Annotated in this window: 18 protein-coding genes; 12 read left to right on the top strand and 6 right to left on the bottom strand. The window is 57.8% G+C overall.

Annotated elements, in window-relative coordinates:
* Positions 1-183 precede the first annotated feature (183 nt).
* A complete protein-coding gene (locus NHF56_RS08700) occupies positions 184-1,050 on the bottom strand; it encodes a hypothetical protein (RefSeq protein WP_252803435.1) in 867 nt (288 codons plus the stop codon).
* A gap of 161 nt (positions 1,051-1,211) precedes the next feature.
* Here NHF56_RS08700 and NHF56_RS08695 point away from each other — a divergent pair, with 161 nt between their 5' ends.
* The 3 genes from NHF56_RS08695 to NHF56_RS08685 all read left to right on the top strand — a co-directional run bounded on the left by NHF56_RS08695 (position 1,212) and on the right by NHF56_RS08685 (position 3,122).
* Positions 1,212-1,790: a nitroreductase gene (locus tag NHF56_RS08695; protein ID WP_252803433.1), complete on the top strand. Its 579-nt coding sequence runs from the start codon at positions 1,212-1,214 to the stop codon at positions 1,788-1,790.
* Positions 1,791-1,796: 6 nt separating this feature from the next.
* A complete protein-coding gene (locus NHF56_RS08690) occupies positions 1,797-2,402 on the top strand; it encodes a flavin reductase family protein (RefSeq protein WP_252803431.1) in 606 nt (201 codons plus the stop codon).
* 120 nt (positions 2,403-2,522) lie between these two features.
* Positions 2,523-3,122: a hypothetical protein gene (locus tag NHF56_RS08685; protein WP_252803428.1), complete on the top strand. Its 600-nt coding sequence runs from the start codon at positions 2,523-2,525 to the stop codon at positions 3,120-3,122.
* Between the two features lie 350 nt (positions 3,123-3,472).
* Here the strand turns inward: NHF56_RS08685 and NHF56_RS08680 are convergent, their stop codons facing one another.
* Complete coding sequence (locus tag NHF56_RS08680) at positions 3,473-4,042, bottom strand: aldolase/citrate lyase family protein (RefSeq protein WP_252803426.1); 570 nt, start codon at positions 4,040-4,042, stop codon at positions 3,473-3,475.
* 186 nt (positions 4,043-4,228) lie between these two features.
* On the opposite strand from NHF56_RS08680, the gene NHF56_RS08675 reads away from it, so the two are divergent.
* Genes NHF56_RS08675 through NHF56_RS08665 form a run of 3 tightly spaced genes read left to right on the top strand, consistent with a single transcriptional unit; the run spans position 4,229 to position 6,907 of the window.
* A complete protein-coding gene (locus tag NHF56_RS08675) occupies positions 4,229-5,362 on the top strand; it encodes a DUF2336 domain-containing protein (protein WP_252803424.1) in 1,134 nt (377 codons plus the stop codon).
* A gap of 10 nt (positions 5,363-5,372) precedes the next feature.
* The gene (locus tag NHF56_RS08670) at positions 5,373-6,131 is read left to right on the top strand and encodes a carbonic anhydrase (RefSeq protein ID WP_252803422.1); all 759 of its coding nucleotides are present in this window, start codon (positions 5,373-5,375) and stop codon (positions 6,129-6,131) included.
* 14 nt (positions 6,132-6,145) lie between these two features.
* Positions 6,146-6,907, top strand: coding sequence for a carbonic anhydrase (locus NHF56_RS08665; RefSeq protein WP_252803421.1), 762 nt, complete (start codon positions 6,146-6,148; stop codon positions 6,905-6,907).
* 13 nt (positions 6,908-6,920) lie between these two features.
* Here the strand turns inward: NHF56_RS08665 and NHF56_RS08660 are convergent, their stop codons facing one another.
* Both NHF56_RS08660 and parE read right to left on the bottom strand, forming a co-directional pair.
* Positions 6,921-7,358, bottom strand: coding sequence for a hypothetical protein (locus NHF56_RS08660; RefSeq protein WP_252803419.1), 438 nt, complete (start codon positions 7,356-7,358; stop codon positions 6,921-6,923).
* Between the two features lie 77 nt (positions 7,359-7,435).
* Positions 7,436-9,517 (bottom strand): DNA topoisomerase IV subunit B, encoded by a 2,082-nt coding sequence (parE, locus tag NHF56_RS08655; protein ID WP_252803417.1) that lies wholly within the window; start codon positions 9,515-9,517, stop codon positions 7,436-7,438.
* 171 nt (positions 9,518-9,688) lie between these two features.
* Between parE and NHF56_RS08650 the strand changes: the two genes are divergently transcribed.
* Complete coding sequence (locus NHF56_RS08650) at positions 9,689-10,588, top strand: alpha/beta hydrolase (protein WP_252803415.1); 900 nt, start codon at positions 9,689-9,691, stop codon at positions 10,586-10,588.
* A 17-nt stretch (positions 10,589-10,605) separates the two neighbouring features.
* Here the strand turns inward: NHF56_RS08650 and NHF56_RS08645 are convergent, their stop codons facing one another.
* Positions 10,606-11,343, bottom strand: coding sequence for a hypothetical protein (locus tag NHF56_RS08645; RefSeq protein ID WP_252803413.1), 738 nt, complete (start codon positions 11,341-11,343; stop codon positions 10,606-10,608).
* 49 nt (positions 11,344-11,392) lie between these two features.
* Positions 11,393-12,898, bottom strand: a complete 1,506-nt coding sequence (locus NHF56_RS08640; protein WP_252803411.1) for a caspase family protein — start codon at positions 12,896-12,898, stop codon at positions 11,393-11,395.
* 234 nt (positions 12,899-13,132) lie between these two features.
* On the opposite strand from NHF56_RS08640, the gene tpiA reads away from it, so the two are divergent.
* The 5 genes from tpiA to NHF56_RS08615 all read left to right on the top strand — a co-directional run bounded on the left by tpiA (position 13,133) and on the right by NHF56_RS08615 (position 17,715).
* The gene (gene tpiA / locus NHF56_RS08635) at positions 13,133-13,900 is read left to right on the top strand and encodes a triose-phosphate isomerase (RefSeq protein WP_252803409.1); all 768 of its coding nucleotides are present in this window, start codon (positions 13,133-13,135) and stop codon (positions 13,898-13,900) included.
* 141 nt (positions 13,901-14,041) lie between these two features.
* Complete coding sequence (gene secG / locus NHF56_RS08630; RefSeq protein WP_252803407.1) at positions 14,042-14,530, top strand: preprotein translocase subunit SecG; 489 nt, start codon at positions 14,042-14,044, stop codon at positions 14,528-14,530.
* Positions 14,531-14,910: 380 nt separating this feature from the next.
* Complete coding sequence (locus tag NHF56_RS08625) at positions 14,911-16,548, top strand: CTP synthase (protein WP_252803405.1); 1,638 nt, start codon at positions 14,911-14,913, stop codon at positions 16,546-16,548.
* 212 nt (positions 16,549-16,760) lie between these two features.
* On the top strand, positions 16,761-17,147 hold the full coding sequence (locus NHF56_RS08620; RefSeq protein ID WP_252803403.1) for a response regulator: 387 nt from the start codon (positions 16,761-16,763) through the stop codon (positions 17,145-17,147).
* A 25-nt stretch (positions 17,148-17,172) separates the two neighbouring features.
* Positions 17,173-17,715 carry a biliverdin-producing heme oxygenase gene (locus NHF56_RS08615; RefSeq protein WP_252803401.1) on the top strand — a complete coding sequence of 181 codons (543 nt, stop codon included), beginning with the start codon at positions 17,173-17,175 and terminating at the stop codon, positions 17,713-17,715.
* The last annotated feature ends 12 nt before the right edge of the window (positions 17,716-17,727 follow it).

The raw sequence follows: 17,727 nt of genomic DNA, 5'->3' as shown, positions 1-17,727 counted from the left end.
GCCAATCCTCTCCCCTTGTGGGAGAGGATAGGAAGTCCACATGAGGCAGAATGCCGAATGTCGGGATGCACTTGGGTAGAGGGGGCTTTATCAGCGGTAGACTACCCCTCATCAGCAATTTCTAACACTTAGCTTGCGCTAAGATGTTGAAATTGCGTCCTCTCCCACAAGGGGAGAGGAAGCTCAGTCCTCGACCTGTGCGCCATCGGCCAGCAGCACCTCGACATCGGAGTTGCGGCCGGCTGTCACCTCGAAATCCTTCTGGTAGATTTTTTCCTTGTTGCGGGCAATCGCTGTGTAATTGCCCTCGGCCAGCACCATGGAGGGGAAGGCCCCGACATTGGTGGCCAGAAGATCGCCGGAGGCGGTCAGGATCGACCAGGCCGTGTCGGCAATGGCTTCGCCGCCGGCATTGGCCACCAGCTTGAAGGTCACGCGGGCCGCACGGTGTTCGAGTGTTGCTTCGGTGATCTTGCCGGCGCTCACCTGCATATCGGCCTGCACCACTGCGTTCACATGGCCATATTGGGAGACCACGTGATAGGTGTCGGCATTCAGCCGTACCACGGTGTCGGGCCGGATGTCCTTGGCCACCAGCACCCGCTCGCTGTCACCGGAGGGGGCGCTGGCATAGATCGAGAATGTCAGGTCCGAATCGGGGATCGGCATATCGTCGCCGGTCTCGGCATGCAAAAGCAGGCCACCGGCATCAAGAACCAGGCTCTGGCGGGCCACAGGTGCACCTTCCCAGATGCGCAGCTTTTTGGTCGCAGCCGCCCGCCCGAAAGCGGCATTGATGAAATATTCGCCCGGCGGCAGCTGGAAAACGCTGACCCCGCCTTCTGCAGAGGCGACCAGCGGCAGCTTGCCGTCCTCACCGGGAATGGCGGAAAAGACCCGCCAGGCAAGGCCCTCCTGCAGCGGCGGCGCGCCCTCTTGCAGGTGTGCCTCCACCTCCACGCTGCTCAGCGTGTTCTGCGAAGGGGCAATCCGCTCGATGGCCGAAAGCCCGTCTTCGGAAATCTGCTGGGCGAGAGCGGGAACGGTCATTCCCCACACTGCGGCGGCAAGAATAAAAACAACACTTGCCGTATGTCCTGGTCCGTGTTTCAAGGCACTCACTTCATTCATGCCGTTCAGTTTCAGCGTCTATTGAACGGTGTCATGTCATTTTCATGTCAGTCACGCTGAATTACAGGAAGACGAACACGATGAAAACAGAAATCCGGCTTGCCGATTATCTTGAAACCCGCCGCTCCACCCCAGCCTTCCAGATGCGTGAGCCGGGACCGTCGCGCGAAGAGATCAAGGATATCCTGAAACTCACTGTCAGGGTTCCCGATCACGGCAAGCTCGCCCCCTGGCGCTTCATCGTCTATCGCGGCGCAAGGCGCGCCGAAATCGGCGAAGCGCTGTTGAAGATGCGGCTCGAAAAAGAACCCGATCTCTCCCAGGACCTGGTTGAGGTCGAGCGCACCCGCTTTACCCGCGCCCCGGTAGTAATCGCCGTCATTTCCACGGCAGCACCCCATTTCAAGATCCCGGAATGGGAGCAGGTCATGTCTGCGGGCGCGGTCTGCCTCAATCTCCTCATGGCCGCCAATGCCAATGGTTACGCTGCCAACTGGCTGACCGAATGGTTCGCCTTCGATGAAGCCGCCTATCCGCTTCTCGGCGTCAACGCGGGCGAGAAGGTTGCAGGCTTCATTCATATCGGCTCGACCGACTTTCCAAACACCGAACGCCCGCGTCCGGCGCTGTCGGATGTCGTCACCTGGCAAGGGGAGTGAACGCGCATGTTCTACGAAGAAGGCAACAGACCGGAAATTCTGGCCCATGATCCCTTCAAGGCGATCGTTTCACCGCGCCCCATCGGCTGGATTGGAACGAAAGGCGAGGATGGCAGCATCAACCTGGCTCCCTATTCCTTTTTTGCGCCCTTGTCCGATAAGCCGAAGCTGGTGATGTTTTCCTCCACCGGCCGCAAGGACAGCCTGCGCAATATCGAGGAAACCGGCGTCTTCACCTGCAACCTCGCAAGCCATGACCTTCTGCACCAGATGAATGCAAGTTCGGCTCCAGCGCCTTACGAATTCGACGAATTCGGCTTTGCCGGCCTCACGGCCGTTCCGGGCAAACTGGTCGATGCGCCCTATGCCGCAGAAGCCTATGCCGTTCTCGAATGCAGGGTGGTTGAGATCAAGCCGCTGAAGGGGCTGGGTGGCGAAGCCTCGCAAAACACCATGATCATCGGGCAGGTGGTCGGCACCCATATCCGCGACGAGGCCATCCGCGATGGCCGTCTCGACATGGCAAAGGTGCGCCCCCTCGGCCGCCTCGGCTATTTCGACTACAGCGAATCCGGCGATGTCTTCGAACTGATGCGTCCGACGTGGAAATAAGTCCGCGTCAAAACCAGATCACGAGATAGAACCGATGGGAGAAATCAGGAATTGCAACCGGATGTCTAAGACAGTAGTCTGAAGTTGTGGGCTTGCCAGTATGTCTTGAGGGGGGCTACAATGCGCACTGCTATATTTGCTTTTTTCTTGGCTTTGTTGTGCGATACATCTGCGCATGCTGCTGGCGATAATAGCGACACAATATTATGGACCGAAGTTGGTAGTTGGACCGTCGCTCTCGACAAGACAGTAGGAAACAAATGCTTCATCGTAACGAGCTTCGAAGGCGGCTACGTCCTTCGTCTTGGGTTTAGCCAGGACGGAGCTGTAAACCCTGCTTATATGGCAATTGCCAGTGTGGATTGGAAGTCGCTTGATGTTGGCAAAGACTATGAACTTTCCATTCAGTTTGATCGTAACTCTCCCTGGACTGCAACCGCTACCGCTGTGATGTTCGGAGGAGAGGATGGTACGGTTGCACTGTCCATCGGCTTAGACAAGATAGCGTTTTTCGAGGAGTTTGCTCGAAAACTGGGTGTGCGGCTTTTCTACCAAAACAAACAGATTGCACATTTGAGCCTGCGTGGATCCTCCCGCGCCATTGTCGAACTCATGAATTGCCAGAAGACTGTGAACGAATATCTCGCCAGCCAACCAGAGCAAAGAGATCCGTTCGACGATGCAACACCGAAAAAGGCCAAGGACCCTTTTGCTACTTAGGGTCAGGACCTATTAATTTATGGCGTTGCGCGAGAGCAGATTTTTCGAGTGGCAAGGAGAAGTCGCGCAGGAAATATGTCGTATTTTCAAGCGTCTTCGACGCAGCCAATCGGGAAAGCTGCCTCGCCCTTCGGGTTGGATAAAATGCATCCATCTGTTGGAAATGCTGCTGCGACAAGGCAATAAGCCTTCTCTTGCACCATTTCCCGCCATCTGAACGCATTTTATCCAACGCAACACCACAAATTAATAGGTCCTGACCCTAGGAGGCGCGGCTTTCCGAGAACCGCGTTTGTTCGTCTTACATGCATATTGGAAAAGCTGAATTAGCGAGGGTCTATATCAGAGCTTTAAATTACCGCGCCGTCAAAACCTCGGCTGGCGATCTCTTGAAAGAAACTATCCATATTTTCTGTGGTCTGCTGATCTGAATCTAAGAGGGCAGGCACACTCGCGGCGCTTGCAGCCAAAAGCAATGTGTTCTGTGCCTGCATTACAGGGTGGGCTGCCGGGTTCAGGTGCAAAGCCGCGCCAAGCCGCTTTCCATCAAAGACGAGGGCGCGCAGGCGCGGATGTCCTTTAGCGATGTCTGCGGCATTGAGGATGGAAAGAGGCGTTTCGAGGCTCGCAATCAGGCCCAATGTTCCCTCGTCCCTGTTGGCTTCGGCTTCTCCGACAGCCATCAGCGCCGAACACATTTCCATATTCGCACGGCTCTCAATGCAGCGGACGTAAAGGCCTGCGATGCCACTGGTTGCGGCTTTTTCAATGAATGCGGTCTGTTCGTCGCCGGTGCCGGGAAGGGGGCATTCAAGCCAGAGCCCGTTCCCCGCATCGACCGGAAAGCCCTCTGCATTTAACAAAGGCTGCCTGACGTCAGTCTGCTGTCCCGTATTGACTGCCCCTCGTAGAAAAATCACCAGCCAACCTCAATTTTCAAAGACTTAACTCAATACGAACACCCTCGGAAACACTATTCCAAATGGGTCTGACCGGCAATTGAACACCTCAAAACCTGTTAAAATTCATGGTGAACCAATCATAAACTTTTGCGCGCTATTCTTCTTAGGGTTGGCGAGGAAACTCGCGTGTAGAGGGCGTATCTTGTGATTGTAGACGATTTCCTGTGTTGGGTAGAGACTGCAAAGGCTGCGGATCGGATCAGGGCTGCGAATGCGCTGGGCCGGGCTTATGTGGAAGACCGTTTCGATGAGCGTGAGCGCCGCGTTGCCGAAATGGCGCTTGCCTGTGTCCTTGATGATTCAAACAGTGCTGTTCGTCTCTCTTTGGCCAAGGCGGTTGCAAGCTCACCCAAAGCGCCACGCGGCGTCATCTTGACGCTGTGCGATGATCAGTTGGAAATCGCCTGCACCATCATCACGCAATCGCCGGTTCTGACCGATGACGATCTGGTCGATCTGGCCGCCAAGGGCAGCTCGGCCCAGCGTGTCATGATCGCCTCGCGCAGCCGGGTTGCGCGACCGGTCTCTGCCGCCATTTGTGAAATCGGACGTGCGCCGGAAATGCTGCAGCTTTTGCAGAACCCCGGTGCGCAGCTGAATGCAGCAGCACTTTCGCGCATTGCAGCGCGTGCCGGCGATGACGCTGAAATTCGCAACCTGCTTCTGGAACGCGCCGATCTGCCGGCTGCGGCACGCCATATGCTGGTCGAAAAGGTCAGTCAGGCACTGGCTTCGTCCGGCCTTATCTGTTTTGCAGTTGGCAACAAGCGTGCAGGCGAGGTGGTGCGCGAAGCACGCGAAAACGCCATGGCCATTGTCGCCGGCGCGCCCGAACAACGCGACCTTGCCGAATTTGCAGAACATCTGCGCGAAAAGGGAAGCCTCACACCGGCCTTCCTGATGCGCACCCTCTGCGTCGGCTATGCCGAATTCTTCGCCGAAGCGCTCGCCAATCTATCCGGTCTGACCTCGCGCCGGGTGCGCGCCATTTTGGCCGAAGGCCGGGAGCATGCGGTGCGCGCGCTGATCGAAAGCGCCGGCTTTGCCCGCGACATCTCTCCGCTTTACGTGGAATGCATCATGCTGTGGCGCAAGCAGGGTGCAGGCCCTGCAACCGATATCAATGTCGCCAGCGCGCTGGTGGACTGGGCGCGCACGAAAAACGATCTGTCCGATTCCGCCCAGAGCCTGCTCGACCTTGCTGAAAAGATCGGGATCGAACAAATGCGCCTGTCGGCCCGCCAGTATGCGGCCCGCGTCACCGACCAGGCAGCCTGAGGATGCGGCGATGAAACGGCGCTCCTTTCTCAAAGGTATGATGGTTCTGGGCTCCTGCCAGGCCTGCGCCAGCCTTGGCATCGCCGGCAGCGGTCACGATGATTGGAGCTACAAGGGGCGCAAAGGGCCTGAACACTGGGGCAAGCTAAGCCCTGAATTCAGCGCGTGCTCCGCCGGCTCCCGACAATCGCCCATCGATATAAAGGGCACGATCAAGGCTGATGTCGAGCCGTTGAACATCCTGTGGCAGCGGTCGAGCGTCAAAATGGTCAACAACGGCCATACAATCCAGGTCAATGTGCCGCCGGGCAATATGCTGATCCGCAGCGGAAAATTCTATGAATTGCTGCAGTTTCATTTCCATGCGCCGAGCGAACACACGGTCGATGGCAAATCCTATCCCATGGAAGTGCATTTCGTGCATCGGGAAAAGGATAGCGACAACCTCGCGGTTCTGGCCGTGTTCATGCAGGCCGGCATGCCCAATGTGGCCTTTGGGTCGCTGGCGGCGCAGTTCCCCATGCGCGAGGGTGAGGAGGTTCAAGTGGGCCGCGTGAGCCCACGCGAGCTTCTGCCGGTTTCACTGGAATATTGGCGCTATGAAGGATCGCTGACAACACCGCCCTGCAGCGAGATCGTGACATGGCTGGTCGCCCGCCAGCCGGTGCGGGTGGATGGCGGTGACATCATGCGCTTCGTCGGCATCTATAACGGCAATTCGAGGCCGGTGGTCGGGGCGAACCGGCGCTTCATTCTCTCATCGATCTGAGCGGGGAGACAGTCTTGCATCGGCGGACATTTCTAAAAGGTTTGGCATTGACGGGCGGATGCGCCGCATGCAGCAGCCTTGCACGTGCCTCCGGCAACATACCCTGGAACTACGCCGGTGACCGGGGACCGGAAAAATGGGGCGATCTGAATTCCACCTTCAGAACCTGTTCGCTGGGTGCGCAGCAATCGCCGATCAATATTACCGGCGCAATTCGCGCTCAAATCGAGCCGCTGAAACTCGACTGGAAAGTCACCGCTGCCGAAATCGTCAATAACGGCCATACGATCCAGCTTGATTTGCCGCCCGCCAGCACGTTGACCCACAACGGTCGAGACTACAGCCTGGTCCAGTTCCATTTTCATGCGCCAAGCGAACACCAGATTGACGGGCGCGCCTTTCCCATGGAAATCCATTTCGTGCACAAACATGCCGAAACCGGCGATCTGGCGGTCCTTGGAGTTTTGGTGAGCACGGAGGGTGGCGAGCCGAACATTCCGCTCTCGCAGCTCAGCGCCATTTTTCCCCGCAAAAACGGGCAGAAAGGCAAACTCGAAAAGGCCGATGTTTCCAAACTGCTGCCGCCGAGTCTGGAATACTACACGTATGAGGGATCGTTGACGACGCCGCCTTGCAGCGAAATCGTCACCTGGTTCGTGCTCAAAACACCGCTGATTGCTGACCCCCGCGCCGTTAAACGGTTTACAGCACTCTACAAGGGCAATGCACGACCGGTCGTTCCGACAAACAGACGATTGATTCTGGAGTCGAGCTAGCCTCTGACCCGGTTCAGTGCAGCTTTCTCACCACCCAGGAGTAGCTGTCCTTCACCACATGGACGGGCTTGTCGATCAGCACTGATTTGACACTGTTGGTGAGCGGGGCTGCCTTGTCGGCGAGGTTTGACATCAGCTCGACCAGCGTGCGCGGGCTCTGCTCTTTGGCATCGGGTTCCGGCGGTCCGGCTTCGGTCAGTTCTGCGGCAGCGGAAGGCTGCGCTTCCGGCGCGTTCGGTTGTGCAGACGCAACAGTCGTCTGTGTCTGGCAAACGGCAACGATCACCGGATAGTTGACGTTGGAATAGGTCTGCAGCTCGCCTTCGGAGGCAGCATCGCATTCGGCGACCGTGTCCCATTTCGGCTGGCTTTCAGCCAGCATCACGCATTGCGAGCCGGAATCGTCGCATCCCATGATGCTCATGACTATGAGTGCTGCCTGTACCTGCATGTTTTGCCTCGCCTTGATCTGAATGGGTTATCTGATGCCAATATTACAGAACTAAGGCAAGGCTTTCGATATACGCATCAGATATCCAGATTTTCAGCAAAGGCGGCGCGGTCCTGAATGAAATGGAAGCGCGCTTCCGGCTTGTTGCCCATGAGCGCGTCCACACTGCCGCGTGTACCCTCGACATCCTCATGGTCGATTTCCACGCGCAGAAGCGAGCGGGTCTTCGGGTCCATGGTGGTTTCTTTAAGCTGCGGCGCGGTCATTTCACCCAAGCCTTTGAAGCGCCCGATCTCAATCTTGCCGCGGCCGGTGAGTTCCTTCTCGATCAGCTCGGCACGGTGCGCATCGTCGCGGGCATAAAGGGTCTTGCCGCCCTGGCTCAGACGATAAAGCGGCGGAACGGCGAGGAAAAGATGCCCGCCACGGATGAGGTCCGGCATTTCCTGATAGAAAAAGGTGATCAAAAGGGTTGCGATATGGGCGCCGTCCACATCCGCATCGGTCATGATGATGATGCGTTCGTAGCGCAGATCCTCGTCGCGATATTTTGTGCGCGTGCCGCAGCCGAGCGCCTGAATGAGATCGGCAATCTGCTGGTTGGCCGAAAGTTTGTCGCGTCCGGCACTCGCCACGTTGAGGATCTTGCCGCGCAAGGGCAGGATCGCCTGGTTCATGCGGTTGCGCGCCTGTTTGGCCGAGCCGCCAGCCGAATCACCCTCAACGATGAAGAGTTCAGCGCCCTGTGCCGTGTTCTGCGAGCAGTCTGCGAGCTTGCCGGGCAGACGCAGCTTGCGCACGGCAGACTTGCGGTTGACTTCCTTTTCCTTGCGGCGGCGCATGCGCTCTTCGGAACGTTCGATCACCCATTCCAGCAGCTTGTCGGCCTCATTGGGATTGCCGGCCAGGAAATGGTCGAAGGGGTCCCGCAGCGCGTTTTCAACAATACGCTGTGCTTCGACCGTCGCCAGCTTGTCCTTCGTTTGACCGACGAATTCCGGCTCGCGGATGAAGACGGACAGCATGCCGGCAGCCGAAATCATCACATCTTCGGAGGTGATATTGGCCGCGCGCTTGTTCTGCTTGAGTTCGGCGTAGTTCTTCAGACCCTTGGTGAGCGCCAGCCGGAAGCCGGCCTCATGCGTGCCGCCCTCGGGCGTCGGGATCGTGTTACAGTAGGAGCTGATGGTCGCATCGCCGCCATACCAGGTGACGGCCCATTCCAGCGCACCGTGGCCACCGGTCTTTTCCGTGCGTCCGGCAAAGATTTCGCGGGTGACCGTGAATTCCTTGCCAAGTGAGGCCTGCAGATAATCTTTCAGACCGCCGGGGAAGTGGAAGACCGCCTTTTCGGTAATGTCGCTGCCCTCTGGAATGATCGAGGGATCGCAACTCCAGCGGATCTCGACACCGCCGAAGAGATAGGCCTTGGAACGCGCCATGCGGAAAATGCGCTCGGGCAGGAATTTCGCCGCGCGCCCGAAAATCTCCGCATCCGGATGGAAACGGATACGCGTGCCGCGCCGGTTGGGGGCAGCCCCCACCTCCTGCAGCGGACCCTGCGGCAGGCCGCGCGAGAACGTCTGTCGGTAAAGCTTCTTGTTGCGGGCGACTTCGACTTCCAGAAGATCGGAAAGCGCATTGACGACCGATACGCCCACGCCGTGCAGACCGCCTGAGGTCTCATAGGCCTTGCCGTCGAACTTGCCGCCGGCATGCAGCTTGGTCATGATCACTTCAAGCGTCGACTTGCCGGGAACCTGCGGATGTTCTTCGACGGGAATACCACGGCCATTGTCGGTGACCGTCAGGAAGCCTTCGGCGTCCAGATGCACTTCGATGAAATTGGCGTGACCGGCAACGGCTTCATCCATCGAGTTGTCGATGACTTCGGCAAACAGGTGATGCAGCGCTTTTTCATCCGTGCCGCCGATATACATGCCCGGACGCATGCGCACGGGCTCAAGCCCCTCAAGCACGCGGATGGAGGACGCGCCATAATCGTCGCCGCTGGAGGCGCGTGGTGGCGCAGGTGTCGTGCTGGCGGTCGGCGCAGGCGCCACGCTCTTGGGCGCGGGGGCCTTCTCCGGTTCGTTTTTCTCTTCCAGTTTTGCTGCGGACGCCGCAAGTCCGGCAAAAAGGTCGTCGGAATTATCCATGTCTTTTGTACAATTTCCTGTTCAGGCGGGCCTGATTTCCTCGTAACGTGATTTCGCGAATCGCAGGGATTTTGCCAGAATCACCCAACAAAGGCCATTTTGGAGCTGATTTGAGAATCGCTTGGCGCAACCGCAATGGCAAGACGGCTGCGGGACGGGAACGGAAGAGTAATGCAGGTGTCCACAAAGAATTTCGCTTTCAAGGCCTTGAATATGGCTTTGAGTACGGCTCTTGCAACACTTATTGCCTTTCCGCTGGCTGCCGGACCCAGGCTCAAATCCTTCAAGGACGATCTCTTCGCCTATCCCGGCATACTCGAAATGCGCGACAATGGCGACTGGATCAAGGTGGATTACAGCAAGCAGCGCGATATCTATGGCCGTGACGAGGTGCCGCTGAGCAAGGTGAAGGGCAAGTATATTTCCCGCTGGGGCTCGTTCAACGACCAGTTCGAGACAGTCACCCTGCAGGGCCGCACCTTCGACGTCTACCATGCCGGCAAGGTGCGCGGGCAGAATTTCACGGTCATCTTTATCCACGGGCGCGGCGTGGACAACAAGCTGGCGGCCAACGACTATCGCTTCGGCGGCAATTTCAACCGCATCAAGAATCTGGCGGTGGAAAATGACGGGGCCTATATGGCGCCCACCATCAAGTCCTTTGACGCGGTGGGGGTGGCCGATACAGCGGCTCTGATCCGCACAGCGAATGCGGCCTCACCGGGCAAACCCATCGTGATTGCCTGTGCATCCATGGGCGCAATCATCTGTGCAGGGATTGCCCGCGACCCGGCGGTGGCTCCCCTTTTGAAGGGGATCATGATTATGGGTGGCGCGCCCGATCCAGGTTTCCCGACAACGGCAGCCCACAGCCAGAAAGTACCTCTGGTGATCACCCATGGTTCATGGGATTCGGTTTACAAATGGCAGGATCAGGAGAGCATCTACAACAAGCTTCACGCGGAAGGCTATCCGACCCGTTTCGTGCTGTTTGAAACCGGCAAACACGGCTCGCCGATCCGCATGACCGACTGGCGTTCGGAATTGAACTGGATTTTCGCCCATAAGTGAGAAGCTGCTTTTGCGGGTCAGCTGGAGCGCAGCAGCACCTTCGTCGAGCCGACCGCCGTTGCAATCGTCTGATAATGGGCAAGGCGCGCCTGCGAATTTTCCGCCGAGCGCAAAAGTTCGGTGCGCGCTTCTTCGATAACCGCGCGGGCCTGCGACATCGCGTTTGCCAGCCTGTCACGCCTGACGGCGCGGTAGCGCTGCGCCTTCTTGAAGCGCCGGTTGGCATTGGGCTTCTTCTCAAGAGTGGGCGCGCGCGTGTCGGCATTTTGCCGGACGATACGATCAAGCGCACTGCTGGCCTTGAGGAGGATCTGGCGCGCCTCACGATAATCGCTGCCACGCGGCAGCGACTTGGCGATCAATTCGATATTCCGCCGCAGACAGTCGATGCGATAGACCTCGTCGTAGCGTCCACATTCATCGACGGTGGCATCAAAGTCCTTGGCAATCTTGCCGGTCATCAGCCAGCTGAGATCGACGTGTCCAGGTCTGGAGCCGCTATCGCTCGGCGTATCGCTGCCGCCTGCAGGCGTATCGCCGGTGCCGACACCCGCGCCGCCGCCGGTGTCGCCGCTTCCGGTGTTACCCCCGCCGGTATTGCCCCCACCATTGTTGCCGCCCGCACCGGGCGCTGCCTGGGTCGGAATGAGAAGGGTGCCAAATGCAGAGTGATCCGCTGCAGCGGGCAGGGGGCGCGGCAAAGCTGCGAGCGCAGGCTGGACCTCAGCCGCCACAAGCGAAACAACCAGTGTCAATGCCAGGCCTCTTTTGATGGAATAGGCTTTCAAGTCACTGATCCCCCAATCAGACCGGTTGATTGCCAAAGGCGAGGCTCATGCTGCGCTGGGTGCCTTTGCCGAACGCACCGTCGATGGCCCCGGCGTAAAAGCCATTGGCTTTCAGAAGCGCCTGCAGCGCCTTGCGGGTGGCCGGCTTGAACTGTTCGGGCCGGCGCGAAAGCTGATCCAGCACGTCGCTGACACCGGAACGCAACGAGTCATAAAGATATTGGGCTGCATCCTCCGGTGTCTTTCCGGGAACAAGCCCGTCATCGATGAGAGCGGCGGTGTTGTACATCGCCTGCGGATGGCGCAGATCAGCTGCCTGCAGGAAGAGCTGGATGGCTTTCCCCGCATCGCGCTTCAAACCCTCAGCGCCCTGAAAATACAAAAATCCGAGATCGTTGATCGCGTCTGCGAAGCCGAGATCGGCGGACTTCCTGAACAGTCCCAGCGCCTTTGCGAAATCACGCTCGGTCCCGATGCCTTTCTCGTAAAGCTTGCCAAGTTCGAACATGGCCTCGCTGTCGCCTTTTTCCGCAGCGGACGAGAAGAAGCGGAAGGCCTTGTCAGGATCGAATTTTGCGCTGTCGGGGTTCAGCGACATATAACCGAGACCCATGAGCGCACGCGCGTCACCCTGGTTTGCCAGTGAGGCAAGCTGCATTTCCTGTGCAGGGGCGAGCGAGCCCCAGGCCTGTCTCCGGTCGGTGATGGCGGCAATCTGATCGTCGCCGCCGGCCAGGAAATAGGGGATGCTGGACAGCGAGCCATAAAAATGCGGCTCCTGCTGGTTTCCCGTCTCAAGCATTACTTCATCGCGAACCCTGCGGAACATCATGCCGATTTCTGTGCCATTCGCAGGCAGTTGATCAATCAATGCGGCTGCAAACGGGCTGTGACCGCCCTTGCCGTCGAAAGCGATTTCGCCGGCCTTGGCTGCGTAGACCACCAGCGTGCCTTGTTGCGGAGAGGGCGGCGCAAGCCCGCCCTGGCGCAATTCCACGTCGTCAAGGCGGCTGATTTTCTCGATATCGTTTTCCGGCAGGTTCAAAAACGGATTGTTGCGGCAGGAATCGAGAATGACCACGCGCAAACGGCGGGCATTGTTCACGGCCTCCAGCAGATTGGTGACGGTGATCGCCCGGCTGCCGATTTCAGAGGCCCGCGTCAACTGAATGTCGGTCGGAATGAGATAATTCTGCCCGGCAATTTCGACACCGTGACCGGCGTAATAGACAAGCGCGATATCCGCCGTTTCCGCGCGGAAGGAAAACTGGTTGACGGTTTTCACAAGGTCACGCAGTTTCTGATCAAGCGAAAATGTGACCTCGAAACCAAGCGTCTCCAGCGTGCGGCCGACGGCTTCTGCATCGCTGGCGGCATTCACCAGAGGGTTGACGTTTTCATATTTTGACATGCCAACCACAAGCGCGATGCGTGCGGAGGCAAATGCCCATGCGGGCAGGCAAAAAATGGTCAGCGCCAACAGGCCGACAGCGGCCATACGACGATGAAAAGGGGCATTCATGATGTCAGTCCTCTATGTCCCGCAAGCAATACGCCCGACACTCCCCTGCGACAAAACGCGCCAAACCTTTAAAATATTCGCCGTTGCTTAAGAATAGTCGGCTTTAGGCAGCAAGTCACTCCTTTGCTGACAGTGCTTGCGACAAAGCAGAGCGCCGGTTTCGCAATAGCGCTTTCCAATGGTGGTGCATTTTGCTAGTGCAGCGGCAAGTTCAATGCTGATAGAGGAATATCCATGACGCCTGAAGTCCGCCCTTTGGTTGCCGGAAACTGGAAAATGAACGGCACCCGTGCCGCCTTGGATGAACTGAAGGCGATTGCCGAGGGTGTTTCTTCCATCAATGCCGACATTGGCACGCTGATCTGCCCACCTGCGACACTTCTCTATGTCGGTACGGCTCTGGCCACTGACAGCCCCTTGGAAATCGGTGCGCAGGATTGCCATGAAGCTGAAAGCGGCGCCCATACAGGCGATATTTCCGCTGAGATGATTGCTGATTGTTTCGGCACCCATGTGATTGTCGGCCATTCGGAGCGCCGTACCGACCACGACGAAAGCGATGAACTGGTCAATGCCAAGGCGAGGGCAGCCTATAGCGCCGGCCTGGTCGCCATTATCTGCATTGGCGAGACGGAAGCCGAGCGCAAGAGCGGCAAAACGCTGGATGTGCTGCGCAGCCAGTTGGCCGGTTCCGTTCCCGATGAGGCGACAGACGACAATACCGTGATTGCCTATGAGCCTGTCTGGGCGATCGGCACCGGTCTGACGCCATCTGCCGGCGATGTGGAAGAGGCACACGCCTTCATGCGCGCCGAGCTGGCGAACCGCTTTGGCGACGAGGGCAAGAAAATGCGCATTCTCTACGGCGGTTCGGTCAAGCCCGGCAACGCGGTGGAATTGATGGGCATTGCCAATGTCGATGGCGCGCTTGTGGGGGGTGCGAGCTTGAAATCGGCAGACTTCCTCGCCATCTGCAAGGCCTATGAAACGCTTCAATCCTGACGGTGGGGCGTTTTGCCATTCACTTTAACGGTGTTCTTGTCGCTTGAGGGCTTGGAATGCCGGGTTGGCTCGTGTAAAGAGCCGCCAGATTTCTGACATTATTTGCCGCAGGGTGCCGCCCGGGCAAAGGAAAACGGACCTATGCAAACCGTATTGATTGTAATTCATCTGATGATTGTGCTGGCACTCGTCGGCATCATTCTCATCCAGCGTTCAGAAGGCGGCGGCCTTGGTATCGGAGGTGGTTCCGGCTTCATGTCGGCCCGCGGCGCGGCCAACGCGCTCACCCGCACGACAGCCATTCTGGCGACGCTGTTCTTCGTCACCTCGCTGGCGCTCGGCATTCTGGCCCGTTACGATTCCAAGCCGACGGATATTCTGGACCGCATTCCGCTTCAGCAGGAAGGTCAGCAGAACGGCATCCTCGATTCCTTGGGTGGCGGCAGCAGCCAGACACCGGCAGCTGATCCGAATGCTGTTCCGACTGAAAGCGGCGCGCAGGCTCCGGTGACCCAGACACCGGCGACTGAGGCACCTGCAAACCAGGCTCCGGCAGAAACGCCGGCAGCGGGAACGCAGACCGCTCCAGCCGATGATGCCAACGGAGCAACCGTTCCGACCGGCAACTGAGTTCGGCGCAAATATTCAAAAACCGGCGGCCAGCCAAACTGACCGCCGGTTTTGCTTTGGAAACAATCGAACCTATGGGCCGCACCTGTCCTGAAGCATTGGCTTCACACGGACCGGCAAAGCCATGTGGTAAGAGCAGTGAGAATCGCGTGTTCATAATGCCCGCAAGGGCGTTGCGACCGTGAGGACAAGACACGAACCCTTGTGGTTCGCAAGCCCGACCGGGCGTCGGCCAGCCTTGGCCGCACCGTCCGTAAGTCAGCCCGTCAGGGCGTTGCGACCGTGAGGACAATATCAATGCATTCCATCCACCGGATTTTCGGTTTGCCGGAAATTTGGGGGTAGCGGAATCAGACGTTTGAAGGTATCCGGTAAATCCCATGGCTAGATACGTTTTTATCACAGGCGGTGTGGTTTCCTCTCTGGGAAAAGGCATCGCATCCGCAGCTTTGGGAGCCTTGTTGCAGGCCCGGGGATACCGGGTTCGCCTGCGCAAGCTGGACCCTTATCTCAATGTAGACCCCGGCACGATGAGCCCGACACAGCACGGTGAAGTGTTTGTGACGGATGATGGCGCCGAAACGGACCTCGACCTCGGTCACTACGAGCGCTTTACCGGGCGCTCAGCCACCAAGACCGACAACATCACCACGGGGCGCATCTACAAGAATATCATCGACAAGGAACGGCGCGGCGACTATCTCGGCGCGACCGTTCAGGTGATCCCGCACGTGACCAACGAAATCAAGAATTTCGTGATCGAGGGCAACGAGGATTACGATTTCGTGCTCTGCGAAATTGGCGGCACGGTGGGCGATATCGAGGCGATGCCGTTCATGGAGGCGATCCGCCAGCTGGGCAACGACCTGCCGCGCGGCAATGCCGTTTACCTGCACCTGACACTGATGCCTTACATACCGGCCGCCGGCGAGTTGAAGACCAAGCCGACCCAGCATTCGGTGAAGGAATTGCAGGCGCTCGGTATCCATCCCGATATCCTGCTGGTGCGCGCTGACCGTGAAATTCCAGAAGCCGAGCGCAAGAAACTGTCGCTCTTCTGCAACGTGCGTCCGTCTGCCGTGATCCAGGCACTGGATGTGTCTTCCATCTACGATGTGCCGCTGGCCTATCACAAGGAAGGCCTGGACGACGAGGTTCTGGCTGCCTTCGGGATCGACCCGGCACCCGTTCCCCGCCTTGAGCCATGGGAAGAGGTCTCCGAGCGTATCAAGACGCCGGAAGGCGATGTCACCATTGCCATCGTCGGCAAATATACCGGTCTGAAGGATGCTTATAAGTCGCTGATCGAGGCGCTCTATCACGGTGGCATTGCCAATCGCGTGAAGGTCAATCTGGAATGGATTGAATCGGAAGTCTTTGAGAAGGAAGACCCCGCACCCTGGCTGGAAAAAGTGCACGGCATTCTGGTGCCGGGCGGCTTTGGCGAGCGTGGCGCGGAAGGCAAGATCAATGCCGCCCGTTTTGCCCGTGAACACAAGGTGCCTTATTTCGGTATCTGTTATGGCATGCAGATGGCAGTGCTGGATGCCGCGCGCAATCTGGCCGGTATCACCGATGCCGTATCCTCGGAATTCGACACCAAGCATGGCACGAATGTCGTAGGTATCATGACGGAGTGGCTGAAAGGCAATCAGCTTGAAAAACGCTCCGCCGATGGCGATCTTGGCGGCACGATGCGGCTCGGTGCCTATCCGCATCCGCTGAAAAAGGGCTCGCTGATTTCCGACATCTATGGCTCGACGGAAGTGTCCGAACGCCACCGTCACCGTTATGAGGTCAATATTGCCTATCGCGAAAAACTGGAAGAAGCCGGTCTCGTCTTCTCCGGTATTTCGCCGGACGGTCTGCTGCCGGAAACGATCGAATATCCGCGCGATGTCCATCCCTGGTTCATCGGCGTTCAGTATCATCCGGAGTTGAAGAGCCGTCCGCTGGAACCGCATCCGCTCTTTGCGAGCTTCATTGAAGCCGCCAAGACGCAGAGCAGGTTGGTTTGACGCGCTGTTGCAATCTTATAATTGGCCAGAGCGAGGCGTTGCGCAGTATTAACGGCTGCGCAGCGCTTTTTTACTTGTTGTTAACTTAAATTGACCGACGATTAATGCAACGAGATAATTTTCAATTGGCCGGAACTAATTCTTGCTTGCCCCGTTGTTTGATTTGAGAACAACAAAGAACGGCTCTTTTGAAGAGTGTCGGAGAATGATATATGGCTGGCGTTTACAAAATGGACGGATCGCTTCAGGTCTTGGTGGTGGAAGACGAGCCCATGATTGCGTGGATGCTGGAAGACGCCATCACCAGCCTCGGATGTGATGTCGTCGGCCCGTTTCCATCCGTGCGTGAAGCACTGAATGCGCTGGAGAATGAGCGCCCCAAGATCGCGCTCCTGGATGTTAACCTGGTGGATGGCGAAGTATACCCGCTGGCTGACAGGCTGCACGAACTCTCCGTACCGCTGATTTTCCACACGGCCAATGTGCGGGGCGATGATCTTGCCACGCGCTATATGAATTCGCAGACGGTGATGAAGCCCTCGGACCCGACGATGCTGGAGAGCGCCATCAACGCGGCAAAGGCTCAGCTTTCCGCGTGAGCGGGGCTGTCGCGGCAGAGTCTCAATGGACGATATTCTTCAAGCACTCAGGAATTCCACCGGTTCTCTCCACAAGGAATTGGATGATGCGGTAATGACCGCGCCGATCACCTCGGCTGCCGGATATGAGCGTTTTCTGAACATGCACGCCCGTGTGCTGCCGGCTGTTGAAAGCTGGATGGCCTCTCAACCGCTTTATCACACCTTGCCGGCTGCAAGCGCCCGCCTGCGCAGTGAGGCGCTGACACGTGACCTTGAGCAGATGGGCATTTCAGCACCAAAGGTCATGCCTATGTCTTTTTTACAAGACAGAACATCCGTCCTTGGTATCTCTTATGTCCTGGAGGGATCGAGACTAGGCGGCGCGAAGCTTGCCCAGGTGATCAAATCATCCGGCAAGACCTATCCCGTTTCTTTCCTTCAGCACGGGCAGGGTCAGTCCTACTGGAAGTCCTTTCTGGCGTGGTTGACTGCGCGAGACGAGACGCCCGAAAATGCAAGAGAGGCCGCTGATGCGGCTGTCAATCTCTTCAAAGCATATCTTCAATCTGCTCACCTTTCCCGGTGAAGTAAGGCTAAT

The organism is Rhizobium sp. L1K21 (assembly GCF_024055895.1).
Lineage (GTDB): Bacteria > Pseudomonadota > Alphaproteobacteria > Rhizobiales > Rhizobiaceae > Ensifer_A.
Note: the sequence above shows the minus strand (reverse complement) of the source record. Positions and strands in the feature narration are given on the sequence as shown.